The organism is Candidatus Salinivivens marinus, from assembly GCF_965655845.1.
Taxonomy (GTDB): Bacteria; Pseudomonadota; Alphaproteobacteria; order Rhodobacterales; family Rhodobacteraceae; genus Salinivivens; species Salinivivens marinus.
On the sequence record NZ_CBFHHX010000001.1, the window covers coordinates 246,268 to 266,293 of the forward strand.

The 20,026-nt window shown below is 40.7% G+C and carries 21 protein-coding genes and 3 tRNA genes; 9 read left to right on the top strand and 15 right to left on the bottom strand.

What is annotated here, in order from left to right:
• Window positions 1-70: 70 nt before the first annotated feature.
• The gene (locus ACTF5Q_RS01185; RefSeq protein ID WP_438952895.1) at window positions 71-1,156 is read left to right on the top strand and encodes a Zn-dependent alcohol dehydrogenase; all 1,086 of its coding nucleotides are present in this window, start codon (window positions 71-73) and stop codon (window positions 1,154-1,156) included.
• Between the two features lie 11 nt (window positions 1,157-1,167).
• A complete protein-coding gene (locus tag ACTF5Q_RS01190) occupies window positions 1,168-2,403 on the top strand; it encodes a mandelate racemase/muconate lactonizing enzyme family protein (protein ID WP_438952896.1) in 1,236 nt (411 codons plus the stop codon).
• Window positions 2,404-2,406: 3 nt separating this feature from the next.
• Here the strand turns inward: ACTF5Q_RS01190 and ACTF5Q_RS01195 are convergent, their stop codons facing one another.
• The 6 genes from ACTF5Q_RS01195 to ACTF5Q_RS01220 form a co-directional block, all read right to left on the bottom strand.
• Window positions 2,407-4,281 carry an acyl-CoA synthetase gene (locus tag ACTF5Q_RS01195; RefSeq protein ID WP_438952897.1) on the bottom strand — a complete coding sequence of 625 codons (1,875 nt, stop codon included), beginning with the start codon at window positions 4,279-4,281 and terminating at the stop codon, window positions 2,407-2,409.
• 112 nt (window positions 4,282-4,393) lie between these two features.
• Window positions 4,394-6,184, bottom strand: a complete 1,791-nt coding sequence (locus ACTF5Q_RS01200; protein WP_438952898.1) for an ABC transporter transmembrane domain-containing protein — start codon at window positions 6,182-6,184, stop codon at window positions 4,394-4,396.
• Window positions 6,185-6,487: 303 nt separating this feature from the next.
• Entirely contained in the window at window positions 6,488-6,691 is a 204-nt protein-coding gene (locus ACTF5Q_RS01205; RefSeq protein ID WP_438952899.1) for a hypothetical protein, read from the bottom strand.
• Window positions 6,692-7,021: 330 nt separating this feature from the next.
• A tRNA-Gly gene (locus ACTF5Q_RS01210) sits at window positions 7,022-7,095 on the bottom strand.
• 81 nt (window positions 7,096-7,176) lie between these two features.
• Window positions 7,177-7,440, bottom strand: a complete 264-nt coding sequence (locus ACTF5Q_RS01215; RefSeq protein ID WP_438952900.1) for an SOS response-associated peptidase family protein — start codon at window positions 7,438-7,440, stop codon at window positions 7,177-7,179.
• Window positions 7,437-7,817, bottom strand: a complete 381-nt coding sequence (locus ACTF5Q_RS01220; RefSeq protein WP_438952901.1) for an SOS response-associated peptidase — start codon at window positions 7,815-7,817, stop codon at window positions 7,437-7,439. Before ACTF5Q_RS01220 ends, ACTF5Q_RS01215 begins: the two co-directional genes overlap by 4 nt.
• A 45-nt stretch (window positions 7,818-7,862) precedes the next feature.
• Here ACTF5Q_RS01220 and ACTF5Q_RS01225 point away from each other — a divergent pair, with 45 nt between their 5' ends.
• The 3 genes from ACTF5Q_RS01225 (at window position 7,863) to ACTF5Q_RS01235 (ending at window position 11,021) form a co-directional block, all read left to right on the top strand.
• Entirely contained in the window at window positions 7,863-8,624 is a 762-nt protein-coding gene (locus ACTF5Q_RS01225) for an alpha/beta fold hydrolase (protein ID WP_438952902.1), read from the top strand.
• 94 nt (window positions 8,625-8,718) lie between these two features.
• Entirely contained in the window at window positions 8,719-10,518 is a 1,800-nt protein-coding gene (gene lepA, locus ACTF5Q_RS01230) for a translation elongation factor 4 (RefSeq protein WP_154033150.1), read from the top strand.
• A 17-nt stretch (window positions 10,519-10,535) separates the two neighbouring features.
• Window positions 10,536-11,021: a cytochrome b gene (locus ACTF5Q_RS01235; protein WP_438952903.1), complete on the top strand. Its 486-nt coding sequence runs from the start codon at window positions 10,536-10,538 to the stop codon at window positions 11,019-11,021.
• A 72-nt stretch (window positions 11,022-11,093) separates the two neighbouring features.
• Here ACTF5Q_RS01235 and ACTF5Q_RS01240 read toward each other — a convergent pair.
• A tRNA-His gene (locus ACTF5Q_RS01240) sits at window positions 11,094-11,170 on the bottom strand.
• Between the two features lie 152 nt (window positions 11,171-11,322).
• On the opposite strand from ACTF5Q_RS01240, the gene ACTF5Q_RS01245 reads away from it, so the two are divergent.
• Window positions 11,323-11,523, top strand: coding sequence for a DUF6324 family protein (locus ACTF5Q_RS01245; protein ID WP_438952904.1), 201 nt, complete (start codon window positions 11,323-11,325; stop codon window positions 11,521-11,523).
• Between the two features lies 1 nt (window position 11,524).
• Here the strand turns inward: ACTF5Q_RS01245 and ACTF5Q_RS01250 are convergent, their stop codons facing one another.
• The 5 genes from ACTF5Q_RS01250 to rlmB all read right to left on the bottom strand — a co-directional run bounded on the left by ACTF5Q_RS01250 (window position 11,525) and on the right by rlmB (window position 15,323).
• Window positions 11,525-11,968, bottom strand: coding sequence for an MmcB family DNA repair protein (locus ACTF5Q_RS01250; protein ID WP_438952905.1), 444 nt, complete (start codon window positions 11,966-11,968; stop codon window positions 11,525-11,527).
• Between the two features lie 314 nt (window positions 11,969-12,282).
• Entirely contained in the window at window positions 12,283-12,762 is a 480-nt protein-coding gene (gene nusB / locus ACTF5Q_RS01255; protein ID WP_438952906.1) for a transcription antitermination factor NusB, read from the bottom strand.
• A gap of 16 nt (window positions 12,763-12,778) precedes the next feature.
• Window positions 12,779-13,291 carry a 6,7-dimethyl-8-ribityllumazine synthase gene (locus tag ACTF5Q_RS01260; protein ID WP_438952907.1) on the bottom strand — a complete coding sequence of 171 codons (513 nt, stop codon included), beginning with the start codon at window positions 13,289-13,291 and terminating at the stop codon, window positions 12,779-12,781.
• On the bottom strand, window positions 13,291-14,415 hold the full coding sequence (gene ribB, locus ACTF5Q_RS01265; protein WP_438952908.1) for a 3,4-dihydroxy-2-butanone-4-phosphate synthase: 1,125 nt from the start codon (window positions 14,413-14,415) through the stop codon (window positions 13,291-13,293). Before ribB ends, ACTF5Q_RS01260 begins: the two co-directional genes overlap by 1 nt.
• A 128-nt stretch (window positions 14,416-14,543) precedes the next feature.
• Entirely contained in the window at window positions 14,544-15,323 is a 780-nt protein-coding gene (gene rlmB, locus ACTF5Q_RS01270; RefSeq protein ID WP_438952909.1) for a 23S rRNA (guanosine(2251)-2'-O)-methyltransferase RlmB, read from the bottom strand.
• A gap of 120 nt (window positions 15,324-15,443) precedes the next feature.
• Here rlmB and ACTF5Q_RS01275 point away from each other — a divergent pair.
• From ACTF5Q_RS01275 to ACTF5Q_RS01285, 3 genes are all read left to right on the top strand, one after another.
• Window positions 15,444-15,527 (top strand) — tRNA-Tyr (locus ACTF5Q_RS01275).
• A gap of 226 nt (window positions 15,528-15,753) precedes the next feature.
• Window positions 15,754-17,046 carry an O-acetylhomoserine aminocarboxypropyltransferase/cysteine synthase family protein gene (locus tag ACTF5Q_RS01280; RefSeq protein WP_438952910.1) on the top strand — a complete coding sequence of 431 codons (1,293 nt, stop codon included), beginning with the start codon at window positions 15,754-15,756 and terminating at the stop codon, window positions 17,044-17,046.
• A gap of 141 nt (window positions 17,047-17,187) precedes the next feature.
• A complete protein-coding gene (locus ACTF5Q_RS01285; RefSeq protein ID WP_438952911.1) occupies window positions 17,188-18,516 on the top strand; it encodes a hypothetical protein in 1,329 nt (442 codons plus the stop codon).
• A 70-nt stretch (window positions 18,517-18,586) separates the two neighbouring features.
• Here the strand turns inward: ACTF5Q_RS01285 and ACTF5Q_RS01290 are convergent, their stop codons facing one another.
• From ACTF5Q_RS01290 to ACTF5Q_RS01300, 3 genes are all read right to left on the bottom strand, one after another.
• Window positions 18,587-19,096, bottom strand: coding sequence for a CarD family transcriptional regulator (locus tag ACTF5Q_RS01290; RefSeq protein ID WP_153697412.1), 510 nt, complete (start codon window positions 19,094-19,096; stop codon window positions 18,587-18,589).
• 179 nt (window positions 19,097-19,275) lie between these two features.
• Window positions 19,276-19,614, bottom strand: a complete 339-nt coding sequence (fdxA, locus tag ACTF5Q_RS01295; RefSeq protein ID WP_153697411.1) for a ferredoxin FdxA — start codon at window positions 19,612-19,614, stop codon at window positions 19,276-19,278.
• A 133-nt stretch (window positions 19,615-19,747) separates the two neighbouring features.
• Window positions 19,748-20,026 carry an RNA-binding S4 domain-containing protein gene (locus ACTF5Q_RS01300; RefSeq protein WP_438952912.1) on the bottom strand — a complete coding sequence of 93 codons (279 nt, stop codon included), beginning with the start codon at window positions 20,024-20,026 and terminating at the stop codon, window positions 19,748-19,750.

Genomic DNA, 20,026 nt, shown 5'->3' on the forward strand with positions numbered 1-20,026 from the left:
CATGTTTGCGTGTTTTGTATAGCCTTAGCTTGTAAAATAGCAATCATTTGCTTTTAAAACAGAGGTTGTAATGCCCAAAATAAAAGCCGCCGTAGCACATGAATTTGGCAAACCATTGAAGGTTGAGGATGTTATACTACGTTCGCCCGTTAATAATGAGGTTGAGGTTACGCTAGGGGCAGTCGCTATTTGCCACTCTGATATCTCTTACATGGAGGGAGCATGGGGTGGTTTTTTACCAGCAGTTTATGGGCATGAAGCATCCGGTAAAATCAGCAACATCGGAGATAATATTGAAGGTCTAGCTATTGGGGATCGAGTTGTGGTTACGCTTATTCGATCCTGTGGAAATTGTATGAATTGTAAACAAGGCCAACCAACAATATGCATGACCGAATACGATGGGACAAACGGCCCTCTTAAAACCTCAAATGGAGGCACATTAATGCAAGCTATGGCATGTGGAGCATTTGCGGAAAAAGTAGTGGTTGATAAGTCGCAAATAGTCAAAGTAAGTAGTAAAATTTCATATGAGGCCGCTGCATTGATGGCATGCGGTGTGATTACAGGAATTGGAGCAGTTGTAAATGCTGCAAAAATAAAACCGGGGCAAGATGTGATTGTAATCGGTGCGGGTGGCGTTGGGCTCAATGCAATCCAAGGTGCAAGACTTGCGGGCGCTCGCAGAATAATAGCAGTAGATCTTTCTGAGGAAAAATTAAACATGGCAATAGAATTTGGAGCCACTGATGGCATCCTAGGCACCAAGGGTAGTCCATGGAAATTGGCAAAAGAAAAATTAGGCGGTGGCGCCGATGCTGTATTTGTTTCAGTGGGCGCGGTCGCTGTGTACGATACGGCCCCCCTATATCTCGCGCAAGGCGGTCAGGTTGTTATGCTGGGAATGACAAAAACCAATGAACTAGCTACTTTTAAGCCTGTTAACTTAGCGGCAGCATCTCAAAAACTGGTTGGGTCAAAAATGGGTGATACCGTCATAGAAAGGGATATTCCCTGGATTGCTGATTTATATCTACAAAATAGGTTAAAATTGGATGAACTAATTTCAAAAAAGTGGAAACTGGATCAAATAAATGAGGCAATTTTCGACACAAAATCTGGTTCAGCAAAGAGAAATCTGATTGTTTTTAATTAATGGTATATCAGATGCGTATAACTAATCTGGATGTAATTGTAACAGCCCCCCCCGCTCCGGGATGGGGAGGAAGATACTGGATTTTGGTCAAATTAACGACAAATACGAATGTTGTTGGATGGGGAGAATGCTATGCATCATCCGTTGGTCCAAAAGCTATGACGGCAGTTATTGAAGACGTCTTTGAGAGATATTTTTTAAATCAATCACCAGAAAATATAGAATTGATGTTCAGACGAACTTTTTCATCTGGGTTTACTCAGAGGCCGGATCTTTCTGTCATGGGGGCATTTTCGGGATTAGAAATTGCGTGTTGGGATATTCTTGGAAAAGAACGCAACAGACCAGTTTGGGCCTTACTAGGCGGGAAAATGAACGAAAGTATTAGAGCTTATTCATACCTGTATCCGCTTGAAAATCATGATTTAAAGTCATTTTGGACTTCCCCAGAAGATGCAGCTGAAAGTGCCTATGATTTAGTATCGCGAGGGTATACAGCACTTAAATTTGATCCAGCCGGCCCCTATACAATGCGTGGAGGTCATCAACCTGCCCTAAGAGATATAGAGCTTTGTGTTTCATTCATGGAGGAAATAAGAGCAGCAATAGGCAATAGGGCGGATTTACTTTTGGGAACCCATGGACAGTTTACTACTTCTGGAGCCATAAGACTTGGCCAAGCCATCGAACGTTTCAACCCATTGTGGTTTGAAGAACCTATTCCACCCGATAATTTACTGGAGTTTCAAAAATTAGCCAAATCGTTGAAAGTACCAATTGCCGCAGGTGAGAGACTAACTACAAAATATGAGTTTGCCACTTTACTGAGAAGTGGGGGTATTTCAATTCTTCAACCTGCATTAGGTCGCGCTGGGGGTATTTGGGAAATGAAGAAGACCTCTGCAATAGCCGAAGTATTCAACGCTCAAATGGCTCCTCATCTTTATGCTGGACCAATTGAATGGGCGGCGAATATTCAATTAGCTGTATCTATTCCAAATATCTTGATTCTCGAAACTATTGAGACGAAGTTCCATGACGAACTTATTAAGAGTTCGATACAGGTAGACGACGGATATATAAAAGCACCACAAGCTCCGGGCCTCGGCATAGAGGTCAATGAGGGTCTTGCAAGGCAGAACCCGTTTGACGGAGATGGTCTGCACCTTATGATGCAGGATGAGCCATGCGATTATAAAAACGGAAACTTTTTTCTTGGCGGTGCTCCGCCAAAGTCGAGTAGTTAGCCTTTAAGAACGCTCCCACGGTATCGTATAATCTTGCAAAACCTCCTTAATTAAAGCATCAGGTGCTTCACCTTTTATTTGTGCAACAAGGCCTAATTTCTTATCATCTTTAACACCCGAAACTCTGGCTGTAGCATTTTTTTCGGACAGAGCTTGATCAAATATTCTAGTGATGGCCATTTTCCTGAGATCAGGCTTAAATACCTTCCCAACTGCAGTTTTAGGCAATTCTTTAAGAATTTCTAGGTGTTTAGGTTTAGCGCCAGGTTCACCAATATTGTTAATAGCGTACTCCATTAACTCTTGATCAGAGACAGTCAACCCGGCCACAAGCTCTACATATACGCATGGCAATTCACCTGAATGAGCATCTGGTTGACCTATCGCACCCGCGAAAGCAACCGCATCATGCCCAAGAAGTGTTTCTTCAATCACAGCAGGGTCGATATTGTGCCCTCCCCTAATAATTAGGTCTTTGGCACGCCCGGTTATCCAAACAAACCCATCACCATCTTTTCTGCCTAAATCGCCCGTTCTTAAATACTTTTTCTTGTAGTATAGATCTTTGTTTTTATCATCCTCAGTATAGGTCTTTCCTGCAAAAACACCTGGGTTAGAAATAGATATTTCTCCAATTTCATCCACCGAACATTCTTTAAATTTACCATCTTCTTGAGTGATGATTTTAACGTCCGTATATGGCAATGGGAGACCAACCGAACCAACTTTCTTTGAACCGATAGGTGGGTTTACAGAAACGAGACAAGTAACTTCAGTTAACCCGTACCCTTCAATTATTTCCACACCAGCAGCTCCCTCAAAACGTCTAAATAATTCCATTGGCATTGGAGCTGACCCGGAGAAAGCTTGTTTAATTGAAGAGATATCAGCATCTACAGGCCTTTGCATCAATTGTGAGACAGCTGTCGGTACTGTGATAATAAAAGTAATTTTCCACCGCTCGATTAATTTCCAAAAGTTGTCAAAAACTCCATCTCCTCGGTAACCCTGCGGTGTCGGGAAAACAACATGGGCGCCAGAACTTATGGCCCCCATTATAATTACGTGGCTAGCAAAAACATGAAACAAAGGTAACGGACAAATTATATTATCATCAGCTGAAAATATTAATTCCGCACCAAGCCATCCATTGTAAGCCAACCCTGAATATTTATGCTGTGCAACTTTAGGCATGCCTGTTGTTCCACCCGTATGAAATAAGGCGGCAACACGGTCTTCTTGAATATCCTCAAAATCAAGCGAGGTATTTTGCTGTTCTAACAATTCGTTAAAATTAATTACTTTCGCAGAATGCTGTGTATCATTTTTTGGCCTAATCAATGGAACAATCCAAGACTTTGGTGGTGTTAAATACCTTAACAAATCTACTTCTAGTACTGTGTGGACATTCGGCGCTAAAGCAACTGCCTGTGCAGTTTTTTGACAAACATCAGTTTTTGGAAAAGCCTTCAAGGTTACAACAACTTTTGCATCAGTTTCTCGCAAAATAGCTGCTATTTGTTCCGTGTCCAATAGTGGGTTGATCGGTGCAACTATACCCGAAATTGCACCGCCCAAAAGAGAGAATAATGTTTCATTTGCATTAGGTAGAACATAAGCCACCACATCAGTCTCATTAATTCCCAAACTACGGAACATGTTCGCGGCTTGGGATGCCTTATCGAACAACTCTTTCCATGAAAACGTTTCCGCTTTATCTTTTGGACCCGAAAATATTTGATAGCTTACTGCATCATGATTTGGGTAGTTTTGCGCTGCTTTAGAAAGCATACCATACAATGTCTTTGGGACGTCGCGATCTTCCCATTTGGAAAGCTTTTCTATTTTTTTTATATCAGCTATCGACGCGTAACTCATCTTTTCCCCTATCTATGGTATGTTGCCCAATATAAATACATCTTGGTTTGAAAAGAAAAGGCTTGCAAGAGTTAAGATAACGATCAACGGGTAAAGATGTTGTATTATCGAACTAGGCCGCCAAATCCTCACCATCTGAAAATTGCAATCTAGCCAATCTGGCGTATAGGCCACCAGCAGATAGTAATTCTTCATGTGTGCCGGTAGCTACAAGTTTGCCCTGGTTCATAACGATTATTTTATCCGCCTTTTTAACCGTCGCCAACCGATGCGCAACAACTAATGTGGTGCGACTTTTAGAAAGGGACTCAACGGCCCTTTTGACAGCTAGTTCATTTTCAGAGTCTAGTGCACTTGTTGCCTCATCTAAAAGTAAGATCGGAGCATCTCTCAAAATTGCTCGAGCAATTGCTATCCGTTGCTTTTGCCCCCCAGAAAGCATTACACCACGCTCACCAACAAATGTCTGATAGGACTCTGGTAAATTCTTTATAAACTCATGTGCGGATGCTGCTTTAGCAGCAGCTATAACGTCTTCATCAGATGCATCTGGCCGTCCAAACCTGATGTTTTCAATTGCTGACATTGCAAAAATTATTGGATCTTGAGGGACGACAGCAATATTTTTCCTAAATTTTTCTCTTGCCAGTTCTTTTAAATCAATTCCGTCTATTTTTACACAACCAGTCATTGGGTCATAAAAGCGTAGTAACAGTTGAAATAGTGTAGACTTTCCCGCACCCGAAGGACCGACAAATGCTACTGTTTCACCAGGTTTAATCTTAAAATCGAGTTCGGATAAGGCTGGGCTATCAGGCCTGGACGGGTACCGAAAATTAACTGAATTGAATTCAATTTCCCCCCTTACAGGCACAGTAAACTCTTTAATTTTATGAGGGTCTTTTACAAAATCTCGTAAATTAAGAAGTTCTACCAGCCGCTCTGTAGCACCAGCTGCCCTTTGTAGTTCTCCCAGAATTTCTGACAAAGCGGCAACGGCTCCAGCAACCATTACAGCGTAGATTACAAATTGCACCAAAACACCCGTCGATATAACGCCTAGTCTAACATCTCGAGCACCAATCCATAAAACTCCAACAATTCCAGAAAATACAAAAAATATGACAATTGCGGTCATCCAGGCTCTTGTAGAAATTCTCTTTCGTGCCGAACGATAGGCTTTTTCACTCACATCGTTAAAAGCATTAATACTGAGGTTTTCATGTGTATAAGCTTGAATTGTTTGTACGGCTCCCAACGACTCTGATGCATTTCCTGAAGAAGATGCGATCCAATCTTGATTTTCGCGGCTCAACCTTCTTAGCTTTCTGCCCAAAGTGAGTATTGGAATTACAACAGCCGGGACTATAAGAAGGACCAAGCTGGTTAATTTGACAGAAGTGACAAGCATAAGCGCAAGTCCACCTGCGAAAATCAAAATGTTCCTCAGCGCGACAGAGATGGAAGATCCTATAACTGACAGAATAAGAGTCGTGTCAGTAGTTATTCTGCTAATTACCTCACCTGTCATTATTGTCTCGTAGAACTGGGGACTCATTTTGAGAACTCGCTCAAATATGGTTTCCCTTATATCGGTAACCACGCGTTCACCTAATTTTGTGACAAGCGCATATCGTATTGCTGTGCCCGCTGCCAATAATGCTGCTACTACTAAAATTGCAACGAAGTATAAATCTAGCATACTTTCGTTTCCATTATTAAATGTATCGACTACTCTCCGTACCGCTAATGGCAGGACCAATGATAAACCAGCGGTTAGAATAAGCGCCAGACAAGCCGCTGCTATTAATCCTTTGTAAGGAATTAAAAACGGTAAAAGACCTGACAACGCACCTAATTCTTTTGATGGTTTTCTTTCTTTTGATCTCGCAGCGTGCGACATTCCCTCTCCGTGTTTTTCGTCGTGGCTTGATTAAGAACGGCGAAACTAACAGACGTCAAGCTGCGGAGTAAAGATTTATTTACTAAAAAATATTTTTGCATAAACAAAAAATTTTAAATGATGAACAAGTAGGTTTAGCTGGCGCCCTTAAGGTATTGAATTACTTTAATTATTTTATTATCACTGTACAAAAATCGTTTTACCAACATGAATATTGAGCTTAATAAAAAACTCTTAAGTAGCTAACTAATAAAGTTGCCATATAAAAAATTGTCACTCATTAACTTAGTCTAATTGTTAACTTCAGTGCTTATAACCTTCCAAGTATAAGTTGTTCAAAAGCCTTGCATGAGTGGAAGTTTTTTCCCAATTAACTATCTCTTCAAACTTTTCCTGGTTTCGTAAAAGCTCAATCTCACTGCACGATAAGCTGTAAGGGTTATTTTCAAACCGTTTTTTGAGAACCATATCATTCCAAATAGTTTCTATGAGCTTTTTATCATCCATAGATACTGAAACGACAATTGGGTATTTTTTTTTAGAAAAGCATGCAATTTAATTTCTTAAACTTTTTACTAACTCAAAAAAAATGATAGTGCTGATCCATATGTGGCCAAAGAAAGTAGGGAGTGGCGAGTCTACAATCGTTGTTGCCTCCCAATACGACAACCATCGGACTCGCCCCAGTTCTTAAGAACATAGTCGACGGAAACATGAGTCACTGTTTGCTGTCAATATAATCTAATGAATAGTGACAGTCCGCCACACTTTTATCTACATACAAAAATTTGTCTTTAACGATTTTTTTGAATTTAATGCCGTAGTGTGATGGTTTTTTGGAGCGGGTAGCGGGAATCGAACCCGCACCTTAAGCTTGGAAGGCTCTTATGATACCATTTCACCATACCCGCATCGTGCCTGTTACTTAGTACGGTCAAAATTTAGCGTCAAGCATATAACAATGGTAAATTATATTTTCACTGAGGCGGTGATCATATAGGCGCATTTGTTGATTTTATTTCATTAGTAACATTGAGCACTTCCAGTTCGATGTGTGAAGGGGTTTTCATAAGTTTAGCCGCTTTGACACCCTGCCCTTCACCGAGCCAGACAGCCCAGTCACACGGATTTATTAAAAGTGGCATACGATTATGGATCCCTGATATTTGCTCTGAGGCAGGTACAGTTATGATCGTACACGTCGGGATTCTATCTTCCCGATCATCCGAAAATTGCCAAATTCCAGCAAAGATCATTTGCTGCCTATCTGATCTCCTAACATAAAAAGGTTTACTCTTTGAGCCCACTTTTTTTTCCACTCGTAGAAGCCATCCGCTGGTATTAAACATCTCCTTTTACGGCAAGCTTCTCTAAACGCAGGTTTTTCAGCAAGAGTTTCTGCTCGAGCATTGAATAGTAATGGCCCATCTGCAACCGATTTGTACCAATGTGGCACAAAACCCCAGCGCATCTGTCCTAATTTTCTCTTACCCGAATTGCTGACGAGCACACTAATGTTTTCAGAAGGGCATATGTTAAAATTGGGCGCCGAGACCAAACTTTTTGCCATTTTCGCGTTAAAAATTTCAGCAGTTGCTTTTAATGGTGTTTCTAATACAAATCTACCGCACACTGTATTATTCTACCTTCAAATTTAAATAAGCGACATAGGGGTATAATGCTTAATTATATACACTACCCATCTACGCAATCTAATAAAACCCCACTTTTGATTGTGCATGGATTATATGGTTCAGCACGAAATTGGGGTGTAATTTCGAAAAGACTGTCAGATGAAAGAGAAGTTTTTGCCATCGACCAACGTAACCATGGTGACAGTCGATGGTGCGAAACCCAAAGTTACTTCGACATGGCTGGAGATCTTCAAGAATTTCTTAAACACTTTGGATCGATGGCTGTTTTAGGTCATTCGATGGGTGGAAAAGCGGCAATGGTACTCTCAATATTGGATTCAAACCTAGTAGAGAAACTCATTATCGCTGACATAGCACCCGTTAGCTATTCACACGATAATACTCAGTACATTAGTGCAATGAAAAAAGTTCAGTTAGATAGATTAGCCACCAGAACAGATGCCATAATACAGTTAGCAGAGAGTGTTCCAGAGCCAGAGTTGCGGAGCTTTTTTGCCCAATCAATTGATATAAAAAATAAAAGATGGAAACTTAATTTAGATGTGCTCGAGCGTGAAATGGAAAAAATAATTTCTTTTCCTCAGCTGCCAGGACAATACGAAAAAGCTTCACTTTTTTTATCTGGAGCATTAAGTAACTATCTACAAATTACACATCGACCTAGTATAAAAAAACTATTTCCTAGAGCAAAGTTTGCCAAAATACCAAATGCCGGGCACTGGCTTCATGCAGAAAAACCACGTGAATTTGAAGCTGCTGTTAGAACTTTTTTAAGTGATTTTTAACAGTAACTTTATTTTTTAAATATCGTGCAATATTGGTCAAGAATTTATAAAAAAGAACCTTGACCAAAGCCTAATTTAAACTCATATCGGAAATATGACAAACCTCGCAAATATAAGAAACTTTTCGATAGTGGCTCATATCGATCATGGCAAATCTACTTTGGCCGATCGATTAATTCAAACGACTTCAACTGTGTCGGATCGGGATATGAAAGAGCAACTTCTCGATAGCATGGACATTGAACGCGAACGTGGGATTACAATTAAAGCCAATACAGTTAGAATTGATTATATTGCCAAAGATGGTGAAAAATATGTTCTTAACCTGATAGATACTCCAGGTCACGTAGACTTTGCCTACGAAGTAAGCAGGTCAATGAGAGCTGTTGAAGGGTCGCTTTTGGTAGTGGATAGCACACAAGGGGTTGAGGCACAAACACTGGCAAACGTTTATCAAGCAATCGACGCCGATCATGAAATAGTACCTGTTCTGAATAAAATTGATTTACCCGCCTCAGATTGTGACAGAGTAGCTGAGCAAATTGAGGATGTTATCGGTTTGGATGCTAGCGAAGCGATCGAAGTCAGTGCGAAATCAGGTATCGGTATTGGTGAAACGTTGGAAGCCATTGTTAATAAGTTGCCTGCACCAACCGGAGATGTTGACGCACCACTTAAGGCAATGCTGGTCGATAGCTGGTACGATGCTTACCTGGGAGTAGTAGTCTTAGTAAGAATAATGGACGGTAAGATGCAAAAGGGTGATCGCGTCAAAATGATGTCTAACGGAACCCTCCACACTATCGATAGAATTGGTGTATTTAAACCACAGATGGAAAATGTTGATTGTCTCTACCCGGGCGAAATAGGGTTTATTACTGCATCAATTAAACAGGTTCGAGATACTAGAGTTGGCGACACGATCACGCACGACAAACGGGGAACAGATACCGCGTTGCCTGGATTTAAACCAAGTCAGCCAGTAGTTTTTTGTGGTTTATTTCCTGTTGACAGTTCCCAGTTTGAAGATTTACGGGATGCAATCGAAAAACTGGCACTAAACGATGCATCATTTAGCTCTGAAATGGAAACATCCGCTGCATTAGGCTTTGGATTTCGTTGTGGATTTCTAGGACTACTTCACCTTGAGGTAATAAGAGACCGTATTGAGCGAGAGTATGATATAGACTTGATTACTACTGCTCCAAGCGTAATTTACCATGTCTATTCTCGTGATGGAGAAATGATTGAGCTGCACAATCCTGCTGATATGCCTGATTTGTCAAAGGTGGATCATTTAGAAGAACCGAGGATAAAAGCGACAATATTGGTACCAGATGATTATTTGGGAGACGTGCTTAAACTTTGCCAGGATCGTAGAGGGATTCAAGAAGATTTAACCTACGCCGGCTCTCGTGCGATGGTTGTATATGACTTGCCGTTAAATGAGGTGGTGTTTGATTTCTACGATCGCTTGAAATCAGTTACTAAAGGCTATGCTTCATTTGATTATCAAATGACCGGGTATAGAACAGATAATTTGGTCAAGATGCAGATTTTGGTAAACGAAGAACCAGTCGACGCACTATCAGTAATGGTACACAGGGACCGGTCAGAAGTTAGAGGCCGTGCCATGTGTGAAAAACTAAAAGACCTTATACCTCGCCATATGTTTAAGATACCTATTCAGGCGGCTATAGGCGGTAAAGTAATAGCGCGCGAGACCCTGGCAGCTTTGAGAAAAGATGTAACTGCAAAATGTTATGGCGGTGATGCTACCAGAAAGAGGAAGCTCCTGGACAAACAGAAGGCTGGAAAGAAAAAAATGCGTCAATTTGGTAAAGTAGATATTCCACAAGAGGCCTTCATATCAGCCCTTAAAATGGACGGATAAATTTAAGGAGTATGTAATTGGATGGAAAATATTCAAATAGCCAAATAATACTACATTGGCTTGTGGTTATCCTGATCGTACCACAATTTTTATTCTCTCACAAAATCTCGAAATCTTTGGAAGCAAGATTTAACGGGTACGAAGTCCTGGAAAGCCCTTTAATCTCGCTTCATATCTTAACAGGATTTGTTATTTTTTGCTTGGCATGTGCGCGTCTTATTCAGCGTTTTGACAACTCTAACCACCGTGAAGATAATAAAATCAATTATGTAGGCAAGATTATTAAGCACTTAAATCATTATACTCTATATTTTTTGTTGCTTGCCCTCCCAATCACGGGAGCAATGGGATGGTTCAGAGGTATCGAAGCTTTTGCAAACTTGCATGTTATGCTTAAATCAATTTTTTTACTTTTAGTTGCTCTGCACCTTACAAGTACTGTCTATCAACAACTATTTTTAAAAAATAATGTTTTGGGAAGCATGCTTTTAGGAAGAAAATGAATATTAAATTTAACTTTATATGTATTTCATCAATTTTTTTGATGTAAGACAGACCTGTAAACTATATTTTGGTGGTACCGCCTCCCCGGCTTGAACGGGGGACCTCTGGATCCACAATCCAGCGCTCTAACCAACTGAGCTAAGGCGGCACTAATCTGGGATCTATCGCTCAAAAACTCTAATTGCAAGTAATTTAAATATATTTCTTAGCCATGAAAGTTACGGTCATTATGTTTGCTTAGAGCTTATTTTGAAGGTAACTATCGTGTAAGTTTTAAAACCAGCACAAAAGGAAATACTTATGGGGATTGATACGGAATCCAATGTTGAAGCTAGTCTGCAAATAGGGCCAACGGAAAAGGGAATGGTACGCCTTTATGTATCGAATAACTCCATAGAAATACCGATGGATTTTGAGCCTGACGAAGCGAGAGAAATCGCTGACGAAATTTTATCTGCAGCCAAAGTTGCTGCTGAACTTGTAGACACAAAAAGAAGTTAACTTAATAGCCATACGGAAAATCTGGATCACGGAAAGATCTCAGACGTAACGCTGCATCTCGCCCAAACTTGTGAATTATTTTCTTCCTGCGGGCAGCACTAAGTGGACTCTCTTCAGGAATTCGTAGTATCTCAGCGTCAAACGCATCAGCCACGATCAAGCCACCCTCATCCGGGAGTATATTTGTTGGAAACTGCATATCTACAGCCCAGAAGAAACTATCACAATAATCTAAGTACCCTTGCCATTTCTTATCAGCCATAAAGTCAGCACGTCCTGACTTGCATTCGATAATCCAAATTTCACTTTTTGGTCCAATCGCCATTAAATCCACACGTAATCCGCGAGTTGGAACAAACTCCTCTAAAGAAGCAAAATTCAACCTTGCCAAATGCCTAGCAACCCCCCGCGCAATTCTTTGACCTGATGAATTAAAATCCGCCATTATCTCTTATTTGGAAAAACAATTAGGCTGCCCTACTATATTATATCTTGCTTATTTTAAATGCCACTTGCAAAATATTATTTGACGGATTACCTAACCGCTGGTGGGTTACTGTTCAACTCGTCTCAGGTTGCATTCCGGTGGCCTTAAGCAATTCCGAGGGAGCTGGCTCTGTTTGAATCTTGGTTCATTTACCTGGCGCCCACCTGTAAAAACAGGTCCTCGGGAATGAGATAACCCGACGGTTGCTATGGGGCCCACTGCTTTAACTAAAGCTTTTAATAGATTGACAAATAATCATTATTTAAATCAGCTTAAAAATCAGCTGGATTTGCATCCTTCGCCATGAAATCTAGAACTGCATTTACAAATTTTGTTTCTTTACCATCCGGATAAAACGCCTCAGATATAGTTAAATATTCAGAAATTATTACCTTTGACGGCGTATCTGAACCTTTCATTTCAGCCCCTGCTACTCGGAACAAAGCTCTCAGAGTTGGATCAATTCTATCAATCGGCCACTTATCGACCAGAGCCTTATCAGTCATCTGATCAATAGCCGCTTGGAATTTAACTGCATTTGAAACTAAATTTTTAAAAAGCTTCTGATTTCCATCAATAAATCTTAGATCCTGATCATTATCGCCAAAACGAAACTCTAAAAACTCCTCGCAGACCCTATCTACAGAGACTGAAGAATGTTCCATTTGAAAGAGAGCTTGCACGGCATAAAGCCGGCTCATTGACTTCATTTTTCTACTTTGGTTTCCCGAAATTTTACTAGATGCAACCATTACAAGTAAGCTAAATTCATGTGTTACCAGAAGATTTAAAGCCTATATCTTTACTCTTTTCCTGCCAAGAAAGACTTAAAGAAAGTAAACTCAAAGCGGCTAGGGCTGCACCTGCACCCTTATTCAATTTTTTGGGATCAGATCTTTCTTTGGCCTGGTTAATATTCTCAACAGTTAATATCCCATTGCCAATACTTAATCCTTGCAGACCGAGCATAAGCAAGCCTTTCGAGCTGTCATTGCACACTGTTTCATAATGACTCGTTTCTCCTCTTATTACGCAACCTAACGCCACATACGCGTCAAAGTCACATAGGCGACTAGCCATTCCAATTGCAGTTGGGACTTCGAGCGCTCCAGGTACGTTAACTATTTCAAACTCAGCGCCAGACGCACTTATTTCTTCCGTTGCCCCAGCAACCAAATCATCTGCTATTTCTTTATAATATGGAGCCACAACTACCAGAACCTTAACTGGCTTAGTAAACTTTGGACGCTTTATATCGCTGGCTGGTTCCGATTTTACCATTATTTCAACTCCGATATTTTCTTTGTACCGGTAATTTCCAGCCCATAGGCCTCTAATCCTACAATTTTTGGCTTTGGAGAATTGGTAAGCAAAATGAGACGGGATAAACCCAACGAAGACAAAATCTGTGCGCCTAAACCATATTGTCTGAGCGTTTTGGGCGAAGCCGCTTCAGTAGAAGACAGCTTCATATCTGTATCTCTCAACAAAACGACAACTCCTCTGCCTTCCTCCGCAACTATTTTCATAGCTTCTCTCAATTCATTGGCACGGCCAAACGGGCCAACTCCTAAAATATCTAACATTGGATCCAAGGCGTGCATTCTGACTAGCACTGGATCACCGCTTTTTATGTCACCTTTTGTTAAGACTATATGCTGGTCGCCGTGGGTTTCGTCTTCGTAAATCGACATGTCCCATTCATCACCGAACTCCGACTTAACTTTTCCTGCTTTTTCCTCTTTAACTAAGTTATCATGCCTTCTACGATATGATATTAAATCTGAAATTGTACCTATCTTAAGTGCGTGTTTCTGAGCGAAAGCCACTAACTCAGGCAATCGGGCCATTGAGCCATCTTCATTCATGATTTCACAGATTACGCCAGATGGATTAAGGCCTGCAAGACGACTAATATCTACAGCCGCTTCCGTGTGTCCGGCCCTAACGAGGACACCACCATCTTTTGCTTTTAAAGGGAAAACATGTCCAGGCGTAGAGATGTCAGCTTGGTTCTTATTAGAGTCTATCGCGGTGGAAACTGTAAGCGCCCGGTCATGTGCAGAAATTCCAGTAGTCACGCCCTCACGTGCCTCAATAGAAATTGTAAATGCAGTTTCATGTCTCGATGAATTGTGAGTGCTCATCAAGCTTAAACCTAACTGGGAGATACGATCGGAGGTGAGTGCAAGGCAAATTAATCCACGGCCGTGCGTCGCCATAAAATTGATTGCATCAGGGGTCGCCATTTGCGCAGGTATTACCAAGTCCCCTTCATTTTCACGATCCTCATGGTCAACAAGAATGAACATACGCCCATTTCTCGCATCGTCAATTATGTCAGAAATTGAAGAAATGACGTCACTATAACTTTTTTCTACCTTACCTGGCTTATCAAAACTCAAAGAAAACTTCTCCCGTAAATATTAGTTTCATGAGATACCCATTTTAGATAAACTTTACCAGAGAGGATTAAAGAATTATTAAAACAAAGATAACTAAAATCATTACTGATCTTGATAATAACAAGTTTTCATACTGCGGTAATAGAATACAAACCGACAGCCGCGGCATTAGACACATTGAGTGAGCCAAATGATGATATCGACTCAATTTTAACTAAAGCGTCTGCCACTTCCTTCGTTCGCGATCTAAGCCCAGGTCCTTCAGCACCAAGAATTAGAGCAATGGGTCTATCAGAGTACAGCTTTGCTGCATCAGAAATGTCACTAGAACCAGCGGCGTCTAAACCAAGAGCTACAAAGCCTATTTTCTTTAATTCCAATATCGAATCCGAAAGGTTCTTTACTCTGATGTAAGGTTGACGTTCAAGAGCGCCGCTTGCAGCTTTGGCTAAAGCTCCAGTTTCTGGCGCACTATGATGCCTAGTGCCCACAACAGCGCTAGCACCAAAAACTTCTGCAGACCTCAGAATTGCACCCACATTATGAGGATCAGTTACACGGTCCAATAGTACAAGATTTGGTAATTTTGACTTCGATTGCATTACGACATCCATAAGACTACCCCATTCCAAAGGTCTCACCTCAAGCAATGCGCCTTGATGAATGGAATTCTTATCAATAAAATCGTTTAAGTCTCTGGGTTCTAACACTTCAGGAGTAATTCCCGAAACATCAATTGCCTTCGCCAACTTCGCTCGGGCATTTTTTGTAACTATTAAACGCATTTTTTTGCGCCTAGGATTTAATAATGCATCTTCCACGGCATGAAGCCCAAAAAGAAAAAAACTTTCTTCTTTTTCAGATTTTCGAAGGCGCTCTTTCTCGACCACCCATTTTGGCTTTTTCATAAGAACTACCTTATTCAATTCTCAACTATATGAACTCAAGTCTCATTTTTATTACAGGATTTTCCTGTTGACGCCAGATTTTCCTAACGCTAATCACCCAGTAGCTGGTTTATAGCTAGTGGGCGACAGGCCGCAAGGTGTGGCAGGGGACTGTAACTCCCTCGCGGAGACGCACGCTTGGTTCGATTCCAAGGTCGCCCACCATATTATTCTATAAAATTATTGATTAAGAGTGTTTAAAAACAATTACCTACCGCCTCGTAATACAACGGATAAATGACCACCGAAGTAAAAAATTTTTCTAAAAATATAAATGGCAGTATATTTTTCCTACATAGGCAAGAAAAATAAGATCATGTTTCCTATGGTGATAGTTGTCTTGCTTTGCTAAAACTTCTGGATAGAAAATTCTAATTTATGGAGATTACAAATGGCAAAGGGTCCTTCTTACGGTTTTGATACACTTCAAATTCATGCAGGCAGTTCTCCAGATCCTGCAACTGGATCAAGACAAACTCCAATTTACCAGTCCACTGCATTTGTATTCCAGGATTCTGAGCACGCAGCCAGGCTATTTAATTTGCAAGAAGTTGGCTATATTTATTCACGGCTTACAAACCCAACCGTTGCGGCTTTGCAAGAACGAATTGCAATATTAGAGGGTGGTGTAGGTGCGGTTTGCTGTTCTTCAGGTCACGCTGCGCAAATTATGGCTTTGTTTCCATTAATGAAACCAGGCAAAAATATAATTGCGTCTACGCGTCTTTATGGTGGAACAGTAACCCAATTCAGCAACACGATAAAACGTTTTGGCTGGAGCGCAAAATTTGTAGATTTTGACGATTTCAAGGCGATTCAATCTGCTATTGATGAAGACACTCAGGCAATTTTTTGTGAAGCGATAGCCAATCCGGGTGGATATATAACTGATCTGGATGAGGTTTCTTCAATCGCAAACGCCGCCAGCATTCCATTGATAGTTGATAATACCTCAGCAACTCCATATCTGTGCAGACCAATAGAACATGGAGCGACTATTGTAGTTCACTCCACTACGAAATATTTGACTGGAAACGGTACTGTTACAGGCGGTTGTGTTGTTGACAGTGGAAAATTTGATTGGACCAAGTCTGGAAAATTTCCATCCCTTTCCGAGCCAGAACCAGCGTATCATGGGTTGAAGTTTGTGGAAACCTTTGGGGAATTAGCATTTACTTTTCATGGAATAGCAATCGGCCTGCGAGACTTAGGTATGACAATGAATCCTCAAGCCGCGCACTACTCCTTGTTGGGTATCGAAACTCTCTCACTTAGAATGAATAAGCATGTTGAAAATGCCATGAGAATAACAAACTGGTTAGAGTCTCACCCAGCGATCGAAAAGGTTACATATGCAGGACTATCTTCCTCACCATATTATGAGAGGGTAGAAAAAATTTGCCCAAAGGGAGCCGGTGGACTTTTCACAATTAGCCTGAAAGGTGGATACGACTCTTGTGTAAAATTTGTCGATAACCTAGACATTTTCAGTCATGTTGCAAACTTGGGAGACAGCAGATCACTTGTTATCCATCCAGCATCTACAACTCATCGACAGCTAACCACTGAGCAACAAAAAGCTGCTGGCACAGGACCAGAAATTGTACGAATTTCGATCGGCATCGAAGATGCGGATGACTTGATCAGCGATCTCAAGCAGGCATTAGATAAATCTCTCAAGTAATTATTACATGAAGAATAATCTCTAAATTATCTAAAGTGTGGATAAACTTTTACAAAATTTTGACGTAATTTAAGAGAAGTTTATGGGTTGATGCAGCTCTTATTTATCTTTAGAGTTAAATTCGAAGTTGGGGGTTTGTAGGTGAACAAAGATAAATCTAAATATCTTGTGCATCCGTCTAATGATATGTTGCTTAGTGCAAAAATCTTAAAGGATATTAACGGGCTGGACACGAACAGACCGGGTAAGAATTGGTTTGTAGGATTTGGTGTCGTACTATTTTTTTCTTTTATTTTTCTAAGTTTCTTAAACGAAAAATTTGCATTTGGCATTTTTTCAAATAATCAAACTATATCTGATCAATCTGTTACTGCATCCGCTCAGAAAAAAATAGTTAAAACAGGATACGAGGGGCCTCTTTTTACTCAAAGTGAGCCCACGATAGAGGTAGATTCAAACTCATATTCTAAATTAGCCGTGGAGGCCTCACAGAGCGTAAATTTTAAAGATTTTAGCGAATTAAGAAATGGAAAATCCAAATACAGCCGGTTAAATGACATCGAAGTAGCATCGCTCTATACAGAAAGTGGAATTTGGCCAAAAGTTCCAGTGCAAGCTCAACCTCCGTCGAATGTGCCGCTTGGCGACGTATACATAACATCAATAGACCCTTCAGTTATAAGTTTGGATGCAATCGCGTTAGACAAAGCCACTACTGTATCAGAGTTGAAAGCCCTTCTTGATATTCGATCACCACTTTCGATAGGCTCTAGTTTCAAATTAGACGAAAATGGCCTAGCAATTGCTACAAAAGTAGGAGCTTTGGCCCCGGCCGGACATCAAGTTTTTTCTGGCAACCCAGAAGTTATACCACCAATAAAACCTATTCCAAACTATTTAAGTATCGGTGAAAGCAACGTAAATATAAAGATACTGTCCAAGCTGCGCCCAAAAACTAGGCCTGCAGACAAAACACCCGATGCTTTAATTGCCGCAAAAAAGCGTAAACTTGCAGAAAAAAAACCGCGATTAAGACCCAACAATATTCAGCTCTCAAAGTATAATCTTTCAAGTCTCTCAACCTCATCAATTAACTTCAAAGGTCTACGCGTAAAGCCTAGGGAACGCCCTAGCGGGCTTAGCATGTTAATAGATCAGGCACTGGGTGTTATACAATATGAAGGCGATGAAGCCAACATATCAGGGATAGTCCCAGATGTACCTTCAAGCCCAAGAGTAACCAAGAAAGCAACCATTCAGAACGTGCTTAATCTGCGAAGGACTAACCTAATCGGTGTTTATGGAAACTCAAAGTCGCGCCGGGCACTTGTACGCCTGTCAAATGGGAAAAGACAAATGGTGACTGTCGGTGACACTATAGATGGAGGTGAGGTGGCTGCAATTGGAGAAAGTGAGCTCCGTTACATCAAAGGCGGCAAGAACATCACACTGAAAGTACCGCAGGGCTAGAACCCCTGTTCTATCATATTGACTCTAAGTTGCCAGATTAGTACCGAAATTGCCAAACTATTCTAGTATTTTATGCAGCTCTTGAAACGAGAACGTCGTCGACTTTTTTTGCTGCAGATACTTCATCCCCATCATCAACCGCAGCGACTTCTCTAGTTAAACGTTCTAATGCAGCTTCATACAACTGCCTTTCAGAGTAACTTTGTTCTCGCTGGTCATCATTTCGATGTAAATCCCTCACAACTTCAGCGATGGCAATCAGATCTCCAGAATTTATCTTTTGCTCATATTCTTGTGCTCGACGCGACCACATCGCTCTCTTAACCCTGGCCTTGCCTTTGAGAGTGGTCATAGCCTTCTCAATGACTTCTGGAGAACTTAAAGATCTCATTCCGATTTCTGATGCTTTATGAGTAGGCACTCTGAGAGTCATCTTATCTTTTTCAAAGGACACAACGAATAATTCGAGCTTAGTACCGGCTATTTCTTGTTCTTCAATGGATATTATCTGACCTACCCCATGCGCAGGGTATACTACAAATTCATTTGGACGAAAATCTGAATTATTTGAACTTGCCATCAATTTTCCTTCAATACTCATACTCAAACCGACGGTTTAACCATTGATCCTGACAATTAAGTATAATTTAATCTCGGTTGATAAATTTATGGGTCTCTTGCGTATTCTATGCCTTCACAACGACGATGACAGATAACAGAAAGTCTAAAAAATGAAAAGGATCAATTTAAGCCCAAGAGTTAACCACCTTCACCCGGGTTTTCAGAAAAGTATTTTTCAAGCTTACCGGTCTCACCGTCTCTCTCTTCAGCTTCAGGCAAAGGATCTTTCTGGGTGATTATGACCGGCCATAGTTCTGAGTATTTTCTATTAAATTCCACCCATCTTTCCATATCCGGCTCTGTATCAGGCCGGATGGCATCGGCAGGACACTCAGGCTCACAGACACCACAGTCAATACATTCATCAGGATGGATGACCAACATGTTCTCACCTTCATAAAAACAATCAACAGGACAAACCTCTACACAATCTGTGTATTTACATCCTATGCAGTTATCATTTACGATATATGTCATTTCTACTCTGGCCGCCTCATGTCAAAAAAATCTAAATTAATTCAGTACCTAATCACTCATGCTAGTTAATTCAGACAAACACTTTTTATATCTTTAAATTCGATTGTAAATATATTTATTATGAGTGCCTCAATTAGTCGGTACCTTCAACATTTTCATACATCTTTCTTGCCTCTTCATAATTTACTCTCCTTTCCCCCAAAGACAAAACCTTTATCACGCGTACAGATTTTCCAGATGTGAATGTTAAGACATCATCCACTTTGATCTCAACTGATGGCTTAAAAATACGACGTGAATTTACTCTCACAGATCCTTTAGTAATAATCTTTGTCGAAAGACTTCTAGTATTGAAAAACCTCGCCCACCAAAGCCATTTATCAATCCGGATTTTTTTCGGTTTATCATCCAA

Excerpts from the sequence above, each read along its gene's own strand:
- ACTF5Q_RS01185 (WP_438952895.1), top strand. The coding sequence starts at position 71 with ATGCCCAAAATAAAAGCCGCCGTAGCACATGAATTTGGCAAACCATTG.
- ACTF5Q_RS01190 (WP_438952896.1), top strand. The coding sequence starts at position 1,168 with ATGCGTATAACTAATCTGGATGTAATTGTAACAGCCCCCCCCGCTCCG.
- ACTF5Q_RS01195 (WP_438952897.1), bottom strand. The coding sequence starts at position 4,281 with ATGAGTTACGCGTCGATAGCTGATATAAAAAAAATAGAAAAGCTTTCC.
- ACTF5Q_RS01200 (WP_438952898.1), bottom strand. The coding sequence starts at position 6,184 with ATGTCGCACGCTGCGAGATCAAAAGAAAGAAAACCATCAAAAGAATTA.
- ACTF5Q_RS01205 (WP_438952899.1), bottom strand. The coding sequence starts at position 6,691 with ATGGATGATAAAAAGCTCATAGAAACTATTTGGAATGATATGGTTCTC.
- ACTF5Q_RS01215 (WP_438952900.1), bottom strand. The coding sequence starts at position 7,440 with ATGATCTTTGCTGGAATTTGGCAATTTTCGGATGATCGGGAAGATAGA.
- ACTF5Q_RS01225 (WP_438952902.1), top strand. The coding sequence starts at position 7,863 with ATGCTTAATTATATACACTACCCATCTACGCAATCTAATAAAACCCCA.
- lepA (WP_154033150.1), top strand. The coding sequence starts at position 8,719 with ATGACAAACCTCGCAAATATAAGAAACTTTTCGATAGTGGCTCATATC.
- ACTF5Q_RS01245 (WP_438952904.1), top strand. The coding sequence starts at position 11,323 with ATGGGGATTGATACGGAATCCAATGTTGAAGCTAGTCTGCAAATAGGG.
- ACTF5Q_RS01250 (WP_438952905.1), bottom strand. The coding sequence starts at position 11,968 with ATGGCGGATTTTAATTCATCAGGTCAAAGAATTGCGCGGGGGGTTGCT.
- nusB (WP_438952906.1), bottom strand. The coding sequence starts at position 12,762 with ATGGTTGCATCTAGTAAAATTTCGGGAAACCAAAGTAGAAAAATGAAG.
- ACTF5Q_RS01260 (WP_438952907.1), bottom strand. The coding sequence starts at position 13,291 with ATGGTAAAATCGGAACCAGCCAGCGATATAAAGCGTCCAAAGTTTACT.
- rlmB (WP_438952909.1), bottom strand. The coding sequence starts at position 15,323 with ATGAAAAAGCCAAAATGGGTGGTCGAGAAAGAGCGCCTTCGAAAATCT.
- ACTF5Q_RS01280 (WP_438952910.1), top strand. The coding sequence starts at position 15,754 with ATGGCAAAGGGTCCTTCTTACGGTTTTGATACACTTCAAATTCATGCA.
- ACTF5Q_RS01290 (WP_153697412.1), bottom strand. The coding sequence starts at position 19,096 with ATGGCAAGTTCAAATAATTCAGATTTTCGTCCAAATGAATTTGTAGTA.
- fdxA (WP_153697411.1), bottom strand. The coding sequence starts at position 19,614 with ATGACATATATCGTAAATGATAACTGCATAGGATGTAAATACACAGAT.